This is a genomic window from Acidovorax sp. T1 (genome assembly GCF_002176815.1).
Classification (GTDB): domain Bacteria; phylum Pseudomonadota; class Gammaproteobacteria; order Burkholderiales; family Burkholderiaceae_C; genus Acidovorax.
In genome coordinates this window covers 3,929,436-3,946,794 of record NZ_CP021648.1, presented here as the reverse complement: position 1 = coordinate 3,946,794, position 17,359 = coordinate 3,929,436, and the positions used below count along the sequence as shown (strand labels likewise).

The following is a 17,359-nucleotide window of genomic DNA, read 5'->3' as shown; positions in this document are numbered from 1 at the left end:
TTACCGGGCACGCTCCAGCATCGCCAGCAGCAGCACGTTGGCGCCGGCGGCAATGTGCTCGGGCAGGGCGTCTTCAATCTCGTTGTGGCTGATGCCGTCCTTGCATGGCACAAAGATCATGCCGGTGGGGGCGACGCCGTTGACATACACGGCATCGTGGCCCGCGCCGCTTACCACGTCCATGTGCGGCAGCTGCAGCTGCTCGGCTGCATGGCGCACGCTGGCCACGCAGCGGGCGTCGAACAGACAGGGTTCGTATTTCACGACCTGCGCCACGGTCACCTGCACCTGGGCGGCTCCGGCAATCTGGTCCAACGCGGTGCGCAGGGCCGCATCCATGCGGTCCAGGCCGTCTTGCGACAGGTTGCGAAAGTCCACCGAGAACTGCACCTGACCCGGGATCACGTTGCGGGAATTGGGCAGCACCTGCAGATAGCCCACCGTGCCCCGTCCGTGCGGCGCCTCAGACAGTGCAATACGGTTGACGGCCTCGACCATGCGGGCAGCAGCCAGCAAGGCATCGTGGCGCAGTTCCATGGGTGTGGGACCGGCGTGGGCGTCCATGCCGGTGACCGTCACGTCGTACCATTGCTGGCCTAGCGCGCCGGTGACGATGCCAATCGGCAGACCGTGCGCTTCCAGCACTGGACCCTGCTCGATGTGGGCCTCGAAGTAGGCGGCAAACATGCCCCCCGGTACCGCGCCGCAGGGGTGTGCGCCGCGGTAGCCAATGCGCGCCAGCTCGTCGCCCACGCTGGCGCCAGCGATGTCTTTCTGGGCGCGGATGAAGTCGGGCGTGAACACGCCCGCAAAGGCCCCCGAGCCCATCATCACCGGGGTAAAGCGCGTGCCTTCCTCATTCGTCCAGACCACCACTTCGAGCGGGGCGCGGGTTTGCAGGCCCAGGTCGTTCAGGGTGCGCATCACTTCCAGCCCGGCCAGCACGCCAAAGTTGCCGTCAAACTTGCCGCCCGATGGCTGGGTGTCGATGTGGCTGCCCGTGGCCACGGCGCGCGCCAGTGGGTCCAGCCCTGGGCGGCGGGCAAACAGGTTGCCGACTTCGTCCACCCGCACGTCCAGGCCGGCCTCGCGGCACCAGCGCGCCACCAGGTCGCGGCCCTGGCGGTCTTCGTCGGTGAGGGCAATGCGGCGCACCCCGCCTTTGGGTGTTGCACCAATCTGGGCCAGGTCCATGAGGGATTTCCAGAGGCGGTCTGCATTAATTCGGGGCGTAGTGGTGGAGATCATGGTTTTGTCCGGAGGGTATGCGACGGAAAGAAAAATACGCGACGTTCACAGCAAAAATCAGGCCACATATAGTGTTAATCGGCTTAAACAAACTGATTATCGACGTGTGAATATCGATAGGCGATAGTTACATTTGTATATGGCACACCAATTGCTTGGAGCACGTTGTCCCTCACAACCTGCAACTACTGAAGGTGAACCCCATGAGCAAAGCCCCGTTGTCACCACTCTCGTCCCCACGCCGTGCACCGCTGGCACTGGCCTTGGCTGCTGCCCTGTCGCTGGCGGGTGGCACTGCCGCCCTGGCCCAGGAAAAAGTGCTGCGCATTGCCATGACGGCGGCCGACATTCCGCGCACGCTGGGCCAGCCCGACCAGGGGTTTGAGGGCAACCGTTTCACTGGCATCCCCATCTATGACTCGCTCACCCAGTGGGATCTTTCCAAGGCCGATGCCCCCAGCGTGCTGATTCCGGCATTGGCCACCGCCTGGTCCGTGAACGACAAGGACAAGACCAAGTGGGTGTTCAAGCTGCGGCCCGGCATCAAGTTCCACGATGGTTCGGCCCTCAACGCCGATTCGGTGGTGTGGAACGTGGCCAAGGTGCTCGACAAGGACGCGCTCCAATTTGATCCCAGCCAGGTGGGCGTGACCGCCTCGCGTATGCCGACCCTGCGCTCTGCGCGCAAGATCGATGATCTGACGGTGGAACTGACCACCAGCGAACCTGATGCATTTCTGCCCATCAACCTCACCAACCTGTTCATGGCCTCGCCCGCCCAGTGGCAAAAGAAATTTGATGCCGCCACGGGTGCCACCCCGGCCGACAAGTCCAAGGCGGCCTGGACTGCCTTCGCGGCAGACCCTTCGGGCTCGGGGCCATTCAAGGTCAGCCGTTTTGTAGCGCGCGAGCGCTTGGAACTGGCGGCCAACAAGGCCTACTGGGACGCCAAGCGTGTGCCCAAGATCGACAAGGTGGTGATGCTGCCCATGCCAGAGGCCAACGCCCGCACGGCGGCGCTGCTCGGTGGCCAGGTGGACTGGATCGAAGCCCCCGCCCCCGACGCCATGCCGCAGATCACGCAGCGTGGTTTCAAGATTTACTCCAACGCCCAGCCCCATGTATGGCCGTGGCAGCTGTCGTTTGCCGAGGGCTCGCCCTGGCTGGACAAGCGCGTGCGCCAGGCGGCCAACCTGTGCATTGACCGTGGCGGCATGAAGCAGCTGCTGGGCGGCATGATGGCCGAGCCCAAGGGCACGGTGCCGCCCGGCCACCCCTGGTGGGGCAACCCCAAGTTCGACATCAAGTACGACGTGAAGGCGGCACAGGCCTTGATGGCGCAGGCGGGCTACTCGGCTGCCAAGCCCATCAAGGTGAAGGTACAGATCTCGGCCTCGGGCTCGGGGCAGATGCAGCCACTGCCGATGAATGAGTTTGCGCAGCAGTCCCTCAAGCAGTGCTACTTCGATGTGCAGTTCGACGTGATCGAGTGGAACACCTTGTTTACCAACTGGCGCAAGGGCGCCAAGGACCCGTCAGCCAATGGCGCGAACGCCGTGAACATCAGCTTTGCCGCCATGGACCCGTTCTTTGCCATGGTGCGATTTGTGAGCACCAAGGCCTTCCCGCCGGTGTCCAACAACTGGGGCTACTACGGCAATGCCGAGGTGGACAAGCTGGTGGCCGATGCCCGCACCAGTTTTGACGACAAGGCCCGTGACGCCGCCCTGGCCAAGTTGCATGCCCACATCGTGGAAGACGCACCGTTTGTCTGGATCGCCCACGATGTGGGGCCGCGTGCCCTGTCGGCCAAGGTCAAGAACGTGGTGCAGCCCAAGAGCTGGTTCATTGATATCGCCACGATGACGATGGACTGATCTTCGGTTGGCTCCTGGCGGGCGCAGCCCCCACCCGCTGGCGGGTGGGGCAGGGCGTCGCCAGGTCCTGCATCCTTTACCGCCAGGCTTCCCATGCTCTCTTATCTACTGCGACGCATCGTGTATGCCTTGCCCATCATGCTAGGTGTGGCACTGGTGTGCTTTCTGCTGGTGCACCTGGCGCCCGGCGATCCGTTGGTGTCCATCCTGCCACCCGATGCATCGGCCGACCTGCAGGCCCAGTTGCGTGAGCTATATGGATTCAACCGCTCGTTGCCCGAGCAGTTCGCCATGTGGGTATGGCGGGCGCTGCACGGTGATCTGGGCGTGTCGATCGCCAGCAACCGACCGGTGGCTGGCGAGGTGATCACCGCCGTGGGCAACACGTTGCGCCTGGCGGTGGTGGCGACGCTGATCGGCTTTGTGCTGGGCAGCCTGTTTGGTTTTGTCGCGGGGTACTTTCGCAACTCGTGGCTGGACCGGCTGGCCTCCATGCTGTCGGTGCTGGGGGTGAGCGTGCCGCACTACTGGCTAGGCATGGTGATGGTGATCGTGTTCAGCTCGCAATTGATGTGGCTGCCTGCGACTGGTGCGGGCCCCGGCGGATCGAGCGACTGGGTCTGGGACTGGGAGCACATCCAGTTTCTGGTGCTGCCCGCCATCACCATGTCGGTGATTCCCATGGGCATCATCGCGCGCACCGTGCGGGCGCTGGTAGCCGATATCCTTGATCAGGAATTCATCGTGGGCCTGCGCGCCAAGGGCCTTACGCACTTCGGGGTGTTCTGTCACATGGTCAAGAACGCTGCCCCCACGGCACTGGCCGTGATGGGCCTGCAACTGGGCTATTTGCTGGGTGGCTCCATCTTGATCGAAACGGTGTTCTCGTGGCCCGGCACCGGCTTCTTGCTGAATTCCGCCATCTTCCAGCGCGATCTGCCCCTGCTGCAGGGCACCATCCTGGTACTGGCGCTGTTCTTTGTGCTGCTCAACCTGCTGGTTGATGTGCTGCAGACGCTGCTCGATCCGCGCATTGCCCGCGCTTGAGGAATACACCACCATGGCCACCCTTGCTGCTTCTTCTCCCGCACCCTCCACTGCGGACTCTCTTGCCGCCCCCGACGCCCGGGCCCAGCCACCCTCCAGGGGCTACTGGGCCCTGGCCCTGCAGCGCTTCACCCGTGACCCGGTCGCCATGGGCGCCGCTGTGGTGGTGCTGCTGCTGATCGGCCTGGCCTTGCTGGGCCCCTGGCTGGCACCAGCCGATCCGTATGCGGCGTCCATGCTCAAGCGGCTCAAACCCATCGGCACCGAAGGTCTGCCGCTGGGCAGTGATGAGCTGGGGCGCGACATGCTTTCACGCTTGATGGTGGGCGCCCGGCTCTCGCTCTTCATCGGGATTACGCCGGTGGTCTGTGCCTTCATGGTGGGCTCGGTCATTGGCATCGTGGCGGGCTATGCGGGTGGCATTGCCAACACGGCCATCATGCGCACGGTGGACGTGTTCTATGCGTTCCCATCGGTGCTGCTGGCCATTGCACTGTCGGGCGTGTTGGGCGCGGGCATTGTCAACTCGCTCATCTCGCTAACTATCGTGTTCATTCCGCAGATCGTGCGGGTGGCCGAGAGCGTGACCACGCAGGTGCGCAACCGCGACTATGTGGAGGCCGCCCGTGCCTCGGGCGCCAGCCCCTTCACCATCGTGCGGGTGCATGTGTTGGGCAACGTGCTGGGGCCCATCTTTGTCTATGCCACGAGCCTGATCGCGGTGTCGATGATCCTGGCCTCGGGCCTGTCGTTCCTGGGCCTGGGCGTCAAGCCCCCCGAGCCGGAATGGGGCCTGATGCTCAACACCCTGCGCACGGCCATCTATGTGCAGCCCTGGGTGGCCGCCCTGCCCGGGCTGATGATTTTCATCACCTCGATTTCATTCAACATCCTCTCGGACGGCCTGCGGTCGGCCATGGACAACAAGGGCTGAAGCGATGCAAGCAATCACCGACGTCGGCGGTCCGGCGCAACCGCTGCTTACCATCACGGGGCTGGTCAAGCACTTCCCCCTCAAAAAAGATGCCCTCGGGCGCGGCAGCGGTGTCGTGCGTGCGGTGGATGGCGTGAGCTTTGAAGTGCTCAAGGGAGAAACCCTGGGCGTGGTGGGCGAGTCGGGCTGCGGCAAGTCGACCACCGCCCGGCTGTTGATGCAGCTCATTGCGCCGACGGCGGGGCAGATCGTGTACGACGGGCGCACTGTGGGGAGCCGGGACCTGCCGCTCAAGGAGTTCCGGCGCCAGGTGCAAATGGTGTTTCAGGACAGCTATGCCTCGCTCAACCCGCGCCTGACCATTGAGGATTCGGTGGCCTTTGGCCCCCAGGTGCATGGCGTACCGCAGCGCCAGGCCGTGGCGCGGGCGCGTGACCTGCTCGACCGCGTGGGCCTGGCCCCCGGGCGCTTTGCCGAGCGTTATCCGCACGAGCTTTCGGGTGGCCAGCGCCAGCGCGTGAACATTGCGCGTGCCTTGGCTCTGCAGCCGCGCATGGTCATTCTGGATGAGGCCGTTTCGGCCCTCGACAAATCGGTGGAAGCCCAGGTGCTCAACCTGCTGACCGACCTGAAAGCCGAGTTTGGTCTGACCTACGTCTTCATCAGTCATGACTTGAACGTGGTGGATTACATGAGCGACCGGGTCATGGTGATGTACCTTGGCCAAGTGGCGGAGATCGGCCCATCGGATGCGCTGTTTCGCCAGCCTGCCCACCCCTACACCGGCGCGCTGTTGTCGTCGATGCCGTCGATGGACCCCGACCACCGCACGGAGGTGGCGCCCCTGGCAGGCGACCCGCCCAACCCTATCAACCCGCCTTCGGGCTGCCGGTTTCATCCCCGCTGCGCGCTGGCTGCGCCTGTGTGTGCCCAGCGTGTGCCGGTACGCACCATCACCGGCCCGCACCATGTGGCGGCCTGTCTTGTCCACGAGCCGGGCAGCGGCCACCCGCAAGCCACTGCGGCACTGGCCCAGGCGGCCTGAGCCGTTGTCACTCCGTTGCGCATTGGAGCACGCCCATGAATATCTCCCAACCTTCTACTGAACCTATGGTGGTGCTGCGCGACCTGAGCGTGACATTCACCGGTGCACGCAAACCCGTGCAGGCCGTCAGCGGCGTGAGCCTGCAGGTGCAGCGCGGAGAAGTCGTGGCGCTGATTGGCGAGTCGGGTTCAGGCAAGAGCGTCACGTTGCGCACGCTGCTGCGCCTGCACCCCGAGCGGCGCACCCGCATCGGCGGCGAGGTGCGCGTGGACGGACAAGACCTGCTGGCCCTGTCGGGGCGGCAATTGGCCGACTACCGGGGCAAGGTCACGTCCATGATTTTCCAGGAGCCTTTGCTGGCGCTGGACCCGGTGTATACCGTGGGTGCGCAGATCGTGGAATCCATCAGTCGCCACGAGGGCGTCACGGCGGCGGAGGCTCAACGGCGTGCGCTGGCCTTGTTCGAACGCGTGCGCATTCCCAGCCCCGCGCGGCGCCTGCAGGCCTACCCGCATGAAATGTCGGGTGGCATGCGCCAGCGCGCCATGATCGCTCTGGCGCTGGCCTGCCGCCCCCAGTTGTTGCTGGCCGACGAACCCACCACGGCGCTGGATGCCACGGTGCAGATCCAGATCCTGCTGCTACTGCGTGAGTTGCAGCGCGACCTGGGCCTGTCGGTGATTTTTGTCACCCATGACATCGGTGCGGCGGTGGAGGTGGCGGACCGCATTGCGGTGATGTACGCCGGCCGCATCGTTGAAGAGGGCACGGCTCGCGACCTGATCCGCAACCCGCGCCACCCGTACACAATCGCCTTGCTCAAGAGCCGCGCCCATGGCGCCATGGCGCGCGGTACGCCCCTGGAGACCATTGCGGGTGCACCGCCCGATTTGTCGGCGCTGCCACCTGGTTGTGCCTTTGCCGAGCGCTGCAGCCTGGCCACCGACGCATGCCGCGCACAGCAACCGCCGGTGATCGAGATAGCTTCTGGTCATCGTGCGCGCTGCCTGCGCACCGATGCGGTAGTGGCCACGGCTCCGGTATGCGTGTCCACCCCTTGACGGTTTTTACAGCTGGCCTTGCGCCCCACTACCATGCCTCTGCACGACCCTGCCCACGCGTTTGTTCCCTATCCCGATGTACCGGTGCCCCATGCTGGCACGGGGCCCTTGGCCGGGCTGAGTTTTGGTGTCAAAGACCTGTTCGATGTGGCGGGCTACCCTACAGGCGGTGGCAACCCCTTGGTGCTGGCCCTGTCGGGCACCAAAGTCCGCACCGCACCCACCGTGCAAAAGCTGCTGGACGCCGGCGCGCGCCTGGCAGGAAAAACGGTGACCGATGAGCTGGCGTTTTCCATGAACGGCAATAACGCCCACTTTGGGGCGCCCCTCAACGGGGCCGCGCCAGAGCGCATCACGGGCGGTTCGTCCTCGGGGTCGGCCTCGGCGGTATCGTCGGGCCTGTGTGACTTTGCGCTGGGCACCGATACCGGTGGCTCAGTGCGGGCCCCGGCCAACCACTGCGGGCTGTTTGGGCTGCGTCCCACGCACGGCCGCGTGAGCCTGGCAGGCGCCCTGGACTTGGCGCCCAGCCTGGACACCTGTGGCTGGTTTGCCCGCGAGGCCCAGACTTTTGCCCGAGTGGCTGACGTGCTGCTGGGCGCCGACCCGCAACCCTTGTCCGCCCAAGTGCGCCTGTTGTGGCCGGCCGACGTGTGGGCGCTGCTCGACCCCGCCGTGCGTGCGGCGCTGGATGGCGCCGTGCAGCAAGTGCAGTCGTTGCTGGGTACCGCGCAGCCGGTGGACGCCGTGCTCGAGTCGTTGGATGCCCTGTATTGGAACTTTCGCTACATCCAGGGGCGCGAAGCCTGGATGACCGACGGCCCGTTGATTGAACGCTATGCACCCCCGCTGGGTCCGGGAGTGGCCGAACGCTTTGCCTGGTCGCGGGCGGTTACGGATGAACAGGTGGTCACCGCCCGCGCATTTCGTGCCTGCTACCAGCGTCATCTGGGCCAGTTGCTGGGCCATGACGGTGTGCTGGTCATGCCCAGCATGCCCGATATTGCCCCCCTGCGCAGCGCCCCGGAGAGCAGCCTGGAGGACTATCGCAATAGTGCGATCCAGATGCTGTGCATCGCCGGACTGACAGGGTTTCCACAGGTGTCGATGCCGCTGGCGCAGCGCGATGGTGCCCCGCTGGGCCTGTCGCTGCTGGGGCCAGCCGGTTCTGACCGGTCGCTGATTGCGCTGGCGGAACGCATCGCGGCGCGCGGCTGAAGTCTGCGACGGTTGCCACCTGCCCGTCAAACGGCCAAGGAGACTTCTACGGCGGTGGGAAGTGCGCACAGCACGCAATCCACCACAGGGGCGGCACGCTCGATCACCACAAAGTCGCCGGCATCCAGTGCCAGCAGGGCATGGTGCCAGGTCCCGGGTGCCAGCGTGACGCCTTGCGTTCCATCCGTCACAAAGGCCTCCAGTGCTGTCACATCGGGGGGCGCGCCCGCAGCCGCCACCACCATGACAAAGCGCTTCGCCCCCAGTGGCACAAAGGTCTGGCTACCCAGTTGGTGGCATTCCATCTCGTGCAATACCAGCGGAAACGACCGGGTCTGGGCACTAAACAGCGCCAGCTGGGCTCGGCCACCCGCAGCGTCCAGCTGCAGGTCGTCCACCAGGTCAAACCGCCGTGCCGTGCCGGCATTGATGGGTCGGGCGGCGTCCACGCGAGAGGGTGCCTGCAGCACTGTGCCAAAGCGTTGGAAATCTTCGGGGGTCAGAGGACGCGCCACCAGCGACGAGGCCGTGAGCGCTATGGAAGAGGGCGATGAAGGCATGCAGCGTTGGGTAGCAAGAATCGCACCGGTTATCTGTCCGGTAAGTCCTTTTGGTCAGCCCCGCCAAAACGGCGGACCACGGGAGGTCATTCCATGCATGGCGATCACAAGCGTTTGGACCAGGCAAGCACAGCGACATATCAGGGTTTTCACGGGACGAGGTCCTACAATGCACCTCCCCTCACAAGCTGACGGTCCGCCCCCAGCAGATCCACCGCGGACCCGGCACTTTCTGAAAGCTGGAGACGCTTGATGCCCGAGAACACCACGGCCGACAACAACGCCACCCCCCTTCCCGACAAGCGCGCCTTGCTGCGCAAGGCGGCGCTCGAATACCACGAGTTTCCCAAGCCCGGCAAGATTGCCATTGCCGCGACCAAGCAGATGGTCAACCAGCACGATCTGGCGCTGGCCTATTCGCCCGGTGTGGCCGCACCGTGCGAAGAAATCGTCAAAGACCCCAACGCCGCCTTCAAATACACCAGCCGGGGCAACCTGGTGGGCGTGGTGACCAACGGCACCGCCGTGCTGGGCCTGGGCGACATCGGTCCCCTGGCCGGCAAGCCGGTGATGGAAGGCAAGGCGGTTCTGTTCAAGAAGTTCTCGGGCATCGATGTGTTTGACATCGAAATCAATGAGAAAGACCCCGAGAAGCTGGTCGAAATCATTGCCAGCCTGGAGCCCACCTTCGGCGGCATCAACCTCGAAGACATCAAGGCGCCCGATTGCTTCTACATCGAGCGCAAGCTGCGCGAACGCATGAAGATCCCGGTCTTCCATGACGACCAGCACGGCACGGCCATCACCGTGGGCGCGGCCATCCTGAACGGCCTCAAGGTGGCAGGCAAGGATCCGAAAAAGATCAAGCTCGTGACCTCGGGCGCGGGCGCGGCAGCGCTGGCCTGCCTGGGCCTGCTGGTCAAGCTGGGCATTCCGCGCGAAAACATCTGGGTGACCGACCTGGCGGGCGTGGTCTATGAGGGCCGCACCGAGCTGATGGACGAAGACAAGATCCAGTTCGCGCAAAAGACCTCGGCGCGCACGCTGGGTGAAGTGATCGCGGATGCCGACGTGTTCCTGGGCCTGTCGGCCGGCGGCGTGCTCAAGAAGGACATGGTGGCCAGGATGGCCGCCCGCCCGCTGATTTTTGCCCTGGCCAACCCCAACCCCGAAATCCAGCCCGAAGACGTGAAGGCCGTGCGCGATGACGCCATCATGGCGACGGGCCGGTCGGACTTCCCCAATCAGGTCAACAACGTCCTGTGCTTCCCCTACATCTTCCGGGGCGCGCTCGACTGCGGCGCCACCACCATCACGATGGAGATGGAAATCGCCGCCGTGCACGCCATCGCCGAGCTGGCGCAGGCCGAGCAGAGCGAAGTGGTGGCGGCGGCCTATGTGGGCGAGCCGCTGGCGTTTGGCCCGGAATACCTGATTCCGAAACCGTTCGATCCGCGCCTGATGATGATGATTGCGCCGGCCGTGGCCCAGGCCGCAGCGGACAGCGGCGTGGCGCTGCGCCCGATCGCCGACATGGACGCCTACCGCGACCATCTGCAGACCTTCGTGTATGCCTCGGGCACCACCATGAAGCCCATCTTCACCGCCGCCAAGGCGGCCACCAAAAAGCGCGTGGCCTATGCCGAGGGCGAGGAAGAGCGCGTGCTGCGTGCCGCGCAGATCGTGGTGGACGAAAAAATCGCGCGCCCCACGCTGATCGGCCGCCCGGCCATCATTGCGCAGCGCATCGAGAAGTTTGGCCTGCGCCTGAAAGAGGGGCAGGACTACGACATCGTCAACGTCGAGCAGGACCACCGCTACCGCGACTTCTGGCAGACCTACCACCGCATGACCGAGCGCAAGGGTGTGACCGCCCCGATCGCGAAGATCGAAATGCGCCGGCGCCTGTCGCTGATTGGCGCCATGCTGCTGCACAAGGGCGAGGTGGACGGCCTGATCGCGGGCACCTGGGGCCACACGGCGCACCACCTCAATTACATCGACCAGGTGATCGGCAAGCGCCCTGGCGTGAACACCTTTGCCTGCATGAACGGCTTGCTGCTGCCCGACCGCCAGGTGTTTCTGGTGGACACCCACGTCAACTACGACCCCACGGCCGAGCAGCTGACCGAAATCACCATGATGGCGGCCGAGGAAATGCTGCGCTTTGGCATCAAGCCCAAGGCGGCCCTGCTGTCGCACTCCAACTTTGGCTCCAGCGACCAGCCCAGCGCCGTGAAGATGCGCCAGACGCTGGAGCTCTTGCGCGTGCAGGCGCCCTGGCTGGAGGTGGAGGGCGAGATGCACGGCGACGTGGCGCTGGACGGCAAGGCGCGCGCCGCGCTCATGCCCCACAGCAGCCTCACGGGCGATGCCAACCTGCTGGTGCTGCCCAACATCGATGCGGCCAACATTTCCTACAACCTGCTCAAGACGGCGGCAGGCGGCAACATCGCCATCGGCCCGGTGTTGCTGGGGGCCGCGCAGCCGGTGCATATCGTCACCCCCAGCACCACCGTGCGGCGCATTGTCAATATGACAGCCATTACCGTGGCCGACGCCAGCGCAGCGCGATAAGCCTTCAACAAATAGCGTGCACTAACTCTGGTGCACACGCAAAACCCATGGCGCCTGCCCAATCTTTGTGCAGGCGCTTGCTTTTTGGGGGGCTTTCAGCGACACTAGCCCGTTGAAATTTCGGGTTAACCCGTAGTTTCTGAAAGGTGTCGTTGATGCTCAAGGCTGTAGCCGCCCAGGTGCGAAAAGCAGGGGTTTTGTGTGTTGTGGGTGTTGCGTTGGTCCTGGGCCCAGGTGCCGGACACGCCCGAAAACCCCCGTCTACCGAGGGTTCCATTGCTTCCATCGCTGTGGCAGAACTGCCCCCCCAGGGGCGTTCGACCTATGCGCTGATCCACGATGGCGGCCCTTTTCCGTACGACAAGGACGGAACGGTTTTTGGCAATCGTGAACGGATATTGCCGGCCCAGCAGCGCGGCTATTACCGGGAATACACCGTCAAGACCCCCGGCGCGCGCAATCGAGGCGCCCGGCGCATTGTGTGTGGCGGCAAGTCCCGGGTGCCGGACGCCTGCTATTACACCAGCGACCACTACGCCAGTTTTCGCAAGATTGTCGAATGATGTCCGATGGATTGTCCGCCCGCGCCAGCCCGGGCAGCGGGTAGCGAGCCGCCTTGTTTTTCCGACCCGAAACGCGCATCCTGCGGTTTTGCGGTCAGCCAGAAGTTTTTGGACCTTATAAAGAAAGAGCAACGGAGATGCAGACGCCCCTTCGTAAAGACCATGAAACGCCACTGCGTGGCGTGCGCACCAACATCGTGCAGTCCATTCGCGCCTTCCGCGTGCAGGATCTGCAAGATGCCGCAGCCTCCCTCGGTCACCATTTTTTGTATGCCAACCTGGCCCACGCCCAGTCCAAACAGGATGTGCTGGACCTGATTGCCGCGCAGTTCACCTTCCCGTCGCATTTCGGCAAGAATTTCGACGCGCTCTACGACTGCATGACCGATCCGCTGCACAAATCGGGGCCGCAACCGGGCTTCATCGTGGTGCTGGAACAGATTCCGGCCACAGGCAAGTTCGACAAGGAAGCCCGCGAGCAGTTGCTGGACATCTTCCGCGACGCGGCAGATTTCTGGGGCGACCGCAAGATTCCGTTCCGCTGTTTCTATTCTTTTCTGTAGCCCGTTCTGCAACCACCAGCCAAGCAGAACGGGCGAACGAGGCTAAGGAAACGACCGCTGTCCATGGCATCGCCATCGACCCCGAAACCGCCGAGAAGATGCCCACCGATAAACTGGTCGACATTTCGCCCCTGGCGCTGCGCATGAGCAGCCCGTTCAACGCGGGCTACTGGTTGACAGCGGCCTGAATTCGGTGCATCCCCCTGAGCGGCTTTGCCGCCTCCCCCTTCTCTCGAATTGCTGCGCAATTCTGGAAGGTGGACACCGCCAGCGCAGCGGGGCGGCCCTTGCGCGGCGGCCGCAAGCCTGGTCGCGACGGGCTCAAAGGGCTGCGGGCAGCGCGCGCACATAGATTTGGAACGGTCGCCGAGCCTTTTGCCCGACCTGCGGATCAGCCCCCGCTATCGCGCTCCATGGCGCGGCGGTGCCGCTCCACGAATTCCTGGTAGGTGTCGATGCCGCGCAACTGCAAGATGGTGTTGCGCACGGCGGCTTCCACCAGCACGGCAATGTTGCGCCCCGCCACCACCTGGATCACGACTTTGAGCACGGGCACACCCAGCACGTCCTGGGTCAGGGGCTCGTAGGGCAGGCGCTCGTATTCGCGCTCCAGCGTCTCTTTGCGCACCAGATGCACGATGAGCTTGAGGCGCATCTTGCGGCGTACGGCGGTTTCGCCAAAGATGGCGCGGATATCGAGCAGGCCGATGCCGCGCACCTCCAGCAGGTTCTGCAGCAATTCCGGGCATTTGCCCTCGATGGTGGTCTGGTTGATGCGAAACAGATCGACCGCGTCGTCGGCCACCAGGCCATTGCCGCGCGAGATCAGCTCCAGCCCCAGCTCGCTCTTGCCCAGGCCGGATTCACCCGTGATCAAGACCCCCAGGCCCAGAATGTCCATGAACACACCATGCATCGTGGTGCGGTCGGCAAAGTGCTTGGACAGGTAAGCCCGCAGCACGTCGATGACGAACGCCGACGACTCTTGCGTGGAGAACATCGGAATCTGCGCCCGCTCGCACATGGACAGCAGCGCATCCGGTGCCGTCTGCCCATCGGCCAGCACCAGCACTGGCGGCTCCAGCGTGACGATGCGCGCAATGCGACGCTGGCAGTCGTCGGGGGTGGCGTTGGTGAGATATGCAATTTCGCGCTCGCCCAGAATCTGCACACGGTAGGGGTGGACGTAGTTGAGGTAGCCGACGAGATCGGCGCCCGATCGTGCCGCGCGCACCGCCACCTCATCAAAGCGCCGCTCGGAGGCGCCAAGGCCCGCCAGCCACTCCCATTTCAGGGTGCCGCGGAATTCCTCGAACAGAACATCAGCGCTTACGACATTGGGCTTCAAAACAGTCCCGTCAAAGCAAAGGAGAAAATCAGGCGGCTTGGGTGGACTGCCATCCGGCAATCGTGCCGTGCAGCACCGTGGCGTCGTCACAGGCCTTGAGCTTCTCGCGCAGCGCAGAGTCGCTCAGCAACTCAGCGATTTCCGAGAGGATTTCCAGGTGCTTCTGGGTCGCGGCTTCGGGCACCAGCAGAAAGATCAGCAAACCGACTGGCATTTCATCGGGTGCGTCGAAACCAATTGGCTGCGCCAGTTGGAAAACCGCTGCCATCGGCGCCTTGAGCCCCTTGATGCGGCCATGCGGAATGGCCACGCCATGCCCCAGACCGGTGGAGCCCAGGCGCTCACGCGCAAACAGGCTGTCGGTGATCAACGCCCGCGAAAGACCGTGCTGGCTCTCAAACAGGAGACCCGCTTCTTCGAAAGCACGCTTTTTGCTGGTGGCGTCAACGCTTACGCGCACTTGAGCGGAAGGAAGGATGGAGGCGAGTCGATTCATGGTGAGGGAAACAATTATGCACACATTGGCAAAAACCCTGATGGAAAGGCGCAGCGCACAAAAAAACCGCCCCGGGGGGCGGCTGCGGCCGGCAGGTGGCACACCTGCATGGCTTACGCGAGCATTTCGCGTTTGGATGCGTCGTGGTGCTCCTGGATACGGTCTTTGTGGCGCACGACCTGACGATCCATCTTGTCCACGAGTTCATCCACGGCTGCGTACAGATCGAAGTGGGAGCTTTCTGCAAACAGATCGCTTCCCTTGACGTGAATATTGCATTCCGCTCGCTGCCGCTTCTCCTTTTCTTTCTGTTTCTCTACTGTCAGCAGTACCTTGACGTCGACAACCTGGTCGAAATGGCGCGTGATCCGGTCCAGCTTGGTGGTGACGTAGTTGCGCAAGGCTGGGGTAACTTCGAGATGGTGACCGCTGATCGTCAGGTTCATAAAAAGTCTCCTGTGGCACTCTGTGACAAAAATGCCGCCCTGATCCAAAGAGCGGCCCGGCTAACTCGACTACGTCCGTTGACGCGAAATCACTATGCGCCCGCCCCAGGCCAAAAGCAATCCCATACCGCGCCTGGCGGATGGGTTATGCAGCCGAAGGTGCTGCCACCGCGAAAAGCGCGCACAATGGGCAGGCTTTGGGCAACCCCCTCATGCACCCTTTCCCCTGCACGGCACGTCAACCAGCCTGGCGCCTGCATTGCAAGGCGCCACGTGCCATGCCAGGGCATGGCGCAACTGCCACCCGCCGCCGAAGGCACCTCCACGGTCCATCGCCGCGTAAAATCGCCCGGTTCGAAGCAGCCTCTGCCCGCTCACACTACTTGCCATTTTTCTGGCGCAGATCCGTCTCCACGCTCCGCAAGCACGCACCATCACCATGACCCAGTCCAGCACTTCTGCCCTGCATACCTCTGCCCTGACCTCGCTGCCCCTGCTGGCACGCGGCAAGGTGCGCGACAACTACGCCGTGGGCACCGACCGCATCCTGATGGTGGCCAGCGACCGCCTGTCGGCGTTTGACGTCATCATGGGCGAGCCCATTCCCGGCAAGGGCGAGCTGCTCACCAAAATGGCGCTGTTCTGGTTCGACAAGCTCGGCCACATCTGCCCCAACCACCTGACGGGCGACGACCCCGAAAGCGTGGTGAGCCCCGCCGAGGCGGCGCAGGTCCGTGGCCGATCGATGCTGGTGCAGCGCCTGCAGCCCATTGCGGTCGAAGCCGTGGTGCGCGGCTACCTGGCCGGCAGCGGCTGGAAGGAATACCAAGCGTCGCAGTCGGTCTGCGGCGTGCCGCTGCCCGCCGGCCTGACCAACGCCGCCAAGCTGCCCGAGCCCATCTACACGCCCGCTGCCAAAGCCGCCGCCGGCGAGCACGATGAGAACATCACCTTTGAGCGCACGGTGGAAATGATCGGCCTGGAGCTGGCCACGAAGATCCGCGACCTGAGCATCGCCATCTACCAGGCGGCCGCCGAGATTGCCCTGACAAAAGGCATGATCATTGCCGACACCAAGTTCGAGTTCGGTCTGGCCCCTGATGGCACGCTGGTGCTGATGGACGAAGTGCTCACCCCCGACAGCTCCCGCTACTGGCCCGTGGAAGGCTATGCTGAGGCCCTGGCCAAGGGCGAAAACCCGCCTAGCTACGACAAGCAGTTCGTGCGCGACTGGCTGGAGCAGGCCCAGGTCAACGGCAAGCCCTGGGACAAGACGCCGCCTTCGCCCCGCCTGCCGCAGGCCGTGATCGAAAAGACCGCCGCCAAGTACCGCGAGGCGCTGGAGCGGCTGACGGGCTGAAGCGCCCGCGCGAGATCGCGCCCCCAAAACAAAAGGCCCGTGCAGGGCCTTTTGTGTTTCCGGACCCAACCCCGCTCAGCTGAGCACGACACTGGAAAGCCGCCGCCGGTACGTGGCCACCACCGGGTCTTCGGGCGGAATCTGGCCTTCGGCCACCTTCACCTTGGGCGGCTCGATGATTTCCAGGATGGCCACATAGGTCTTGCGGGCCGCCTCTTCGCTCCAGGCTTTGTCGCGCATGAGGATTTCCAAGAGCTCGTCCATGGCCTCGGTCCAGCGCTGCTGCGCCATGAGCCAGCGGGCGCGGGCAAAGCGCGTGTCAAAGTCGCGCTTGTTGGCGGCAATCTTGGCATCGAATTCGGCTCCAGCGCTTTCTCCATAAGCGTCTGTAGCTACAAAATCAAGAGCATCCATCCAGCTTTTCAGTGCCCCGAGCTTGCGCGCGGTGGCGGCCTTGGCGATCACGGGGGCAAAGGCCACCTTGGCGTCGTCCTCGCGGCCCAGTTGCAGCAGCAGCTTGACGTAATCGAAGCGCGCATCGTCGTTGGAGGGGTCGGTCACCACGGCGTGCTGCAACTTTTCCAGCGCGGTATCCGTATCGCCTTCGGCCAATGCGTCCAGCGCCTCTTCTTCCTGGGCTTCTGCCGCGACGGCTTCGGCGGTGGGCACATGCTTGTCGAGGAACGCGCGCACCTGGCCCTCGGGCAAGGCGCCCGTGAAGCCGTCCACGGGCTGGCCGTTCATCAGCAGCACGCAGGTGGGGATGCTGCGGATGCCGAACATGCCGGCGATCTGCTGCTCCTGGTCCGAATCGATCTTGACCAGCTTGAAGCGGCCCGCGTATTCGGTCTCCAACTTTTCAAGGATGGGGCCCAGCGACTTGCAGGGGCCGCACCAGGGGGCCCAGAAGTCCACCAGCACGGGCACGTTCATCGAGGCGGCAACCACCTCGGCTTCAAAGTTCTCTACGGTGACGTCAATCATGATGGTGTGGGCCCCAGGGGCCTGTGAAGCGG

At 64.1% G+C, this 17,359-nt stretch carries 16 protein-coding genes; 10 read left to right on the top strand and 6 right to left on the bottom strand.

Translation table 11 applies throughout. The annotated features are described in order from the left end of the window. Entirely contained in the window at positions 1 to 1,248 is a 1,248-nt protein-coding gene (locus CCX87_RS18345; protein WP_087747982.1) for a Zn-dependent hydrolase, read from the bottom strand. A 332-nt stretch (positions 1,249 to 1,580) separates the two neighbouring features. On the opposite strand from CCX87_RS18345, the gene CCX87_RS18340 reads away from it, so the two are divergent. The 6 genes from CCX87_RS18340 to CCX87_RS18315 all read left to right on the top strand — a co-directional run bounded on the left by CCX87_RS18340 (position 1,581) and on the right by CCX87_RS18315 (position 8,430). Next, complete coding sequence (locus CCX87_RS18340) at positions 1,581 to 3,125, top strand: ABC transporter substrate-binding protein (protein WP_232476610.1); 1,545 nt, start codon at positions 1,581 to 1,583, stop codon at positions 3,123 to 3,125. A gap of 93 nt (positions 3,126 to 3,218) precedes the next feature. Next, positions 3,219 to 4,172 carry an ABC transporter permease gene (locus CCX87_RS18335; RefSeq protein ID WP_087747981.1) on the top strand — a complete coding sequence of 318 codons (954 nt, stop codon included), beginning with the start codon at positions 3,219 to 3,221 and terminating at the stop codon, positions 4,170 to 4,172. A 13-nt stretch (positions 4,173 to 4,185) separates the two neighbouring features. Then, positions 4,186 to 5,106, top strand: a complete 921-nt coding sequence (locus CCX87_RS18330; RefSeq protein ID WP_087748485.1) for an ABC transporter permease — start codon at positions 4,186 to 4,188, stop codon at positions 5,104 to 5,106. A gap of 4 nt (positions 5,107 to 5,110) precedes the next feature. Next, positions 5,111 to 6,151, top strand: a complete 1,041-nt coding sequence (locus CCX87_RS18325) for an ABC transporter ATP-binding protein (protein WP_087747980.1) — start codon at positions 5,111 to 5,113, stop codon at positions 6,149 to 6,151. A 65-nt stretch (positions 6,152 to 6,216) separates the two neighbouring features. Continuing rightward, a complete protein-coding gene (locus CCX87_RS18320; protein WP_087747979.1) occupies positions 6,217 to 7,212 on the top strand; it encodes an ABC transporter ATP-binding protein in 996 nt (331 codons plus the stop codon). Positions 7,213 to 7,245: 33 nt separating this feature from the next. Next, a complete protein-coding gene (locus CCX87_RS18315; RefSeq protein ID WP_087747978.1) occupies positions 7,246 to 8,430 on the top strand; it encodes an amidase in 1,185 nt (394 codons plus the stop codon). A gap of 26 nt (positions 8,431 to 8,456) precedes the next feature. On the opposite strand, the gene CCX87_RS18310 is transcribed toward CCX87_RS18315, so the two are convergent. Next, positions 8,457 to 8,990 (bottom strand): ureidoglycolate lyase, encoded by a 534-nt coding sequence (locus tag CCX87_RS18310; protein WP_087747977.1) that lies wholly within the window; start codon positions 8,988 to 8,990, stop codon positions 8,457 to 8,459. Between the two features lie 252 nt (positions 8,991 to 9,242). Here CCX87_RS18310 and CCX87_RS18305 point away from each other — a divergent pair, with 252 nt between their 5' ends. The 3 genes from CCX87_RS18305 (at position 9,243) to CCX87_RS18295 (ending at position 12,693) form a co-directional block, all read left to right on the top strand. Then, positions 9,243 to 11,567 carry an NADP-dependent malic enzyme gene (locus tag CCX87_RS18305; RefSeq protein ID WP_087747976.1) on the top strand — a complete coding sequence of 775 codons (2,325 nt, stop codon included), beginning with the start codon at positions 9,243 to 9,245 and terminating at the stop codon, positions 11,565 to 11,567. A gap of 155 nt (positions 11,568 to 11,722) precedes the next feature. Continuing rightward, positions 11,723 to 12,130, top strand: a complete 408-nt coding sequence (locus CCX87_RS18300; RefSeq protein ID WP_087747975.1) for a ribonuclease domain-containing protein — start codon at positions 11,723 to 11,725, stop codon at positions 12,128 to 12,130. Between the two features lie 137 nt (positions 12,131 to 12,267). Further along, the gene (locus CCX87_RS18295) at positions 12,268 to 12,693 is read left to right on the top strand and encodes a barstar family protein (RefSeq protein WP_086913724.1); all 426 of its coding nucleotides are present in this window, start codon (positions 12,268 to 12,270) and stop codon (positions 12,691 to 12,693) included. A gap of 391 nt (positions 12,694 to 13,084) precedes the next feature. Here CCX87_RS18295 and hprK read toward each other — a convergent pair whose 3' ends face one another. From hprK to hpf, 3 genes are all read right to left on the bottom strand, one after another. Further along, positions 13,085 to 14,041, bottom strand: a complete 957-nt coding sequence (hprK, locus tag CCX87_RS18290; protein ID WP_087747974.1) for an HPr(Ser) kinase/phosphatase — start codon at positions 14,039 to 14,041, stop codon at positions 13,085 to 13,087. Between the two features lie 28 nt (positions 14,042 to 14,069). Continuing rightward, on the bottom strand, positions 14,070 to 14,537 hold the full coding sequence (locus CCX87_RS18285) for a PTS sugar transporter subunit IIA (protein WP_087747973.1): 468 nt from the start codon (positions 14,535 to 14,537) through the stop codon (positions 14,070 to 14,072). A gap of 113 nt (positions 14,538 to 14,650) precedes the next feature. Further along, complete coding sequence (hpf, locus tag CCX87_RS18280) at positions 14,651 to 14,983, bottom strand: ribosome hibernation-promoting factor, HPF/YfiA family (protein WP_087747972.1); 333 nt, start codon at positions 14,981 to 14,983, stop codon at positions 14,651 to 14,653. 439 nt (positions 14,984 to 15,422) lie between these two features. On the opposite strand from hpf, the gene CCX87_RS18275 reads away from it, so the two are divergent. Next, a complete protein-coding gene (locus CCX87_RS18275; protein WP_087747971.1) occupies positions 15,423 to 16,343 on the top strand; it encodes a phosphoribosylaminoimidazolesuccinocarboxamide synthase in 921 nt (306 codons plus the stop codon). Between the two features lie 75 nt (positions 16,344 to 16,418). Here the strand turns inward: CCX87_RS18275 and trxA are convergent, their stop codons facing one another. Further along, positions 16,419 to 17,327 carry a thioredoxin gene (trxA, locus tag CCX87_RS18270; protein WP_087748483.1) on the bottom strand — a complete coding sequence of 303 codons (909 nt, stop codon included), beginning with the start codon at positions 17,325 to 17,327 and terminating at the stop codon, positions 16,419 to 16,421. Positions 17,328 to 17,359: the final 32 nt, after the last annotated feature.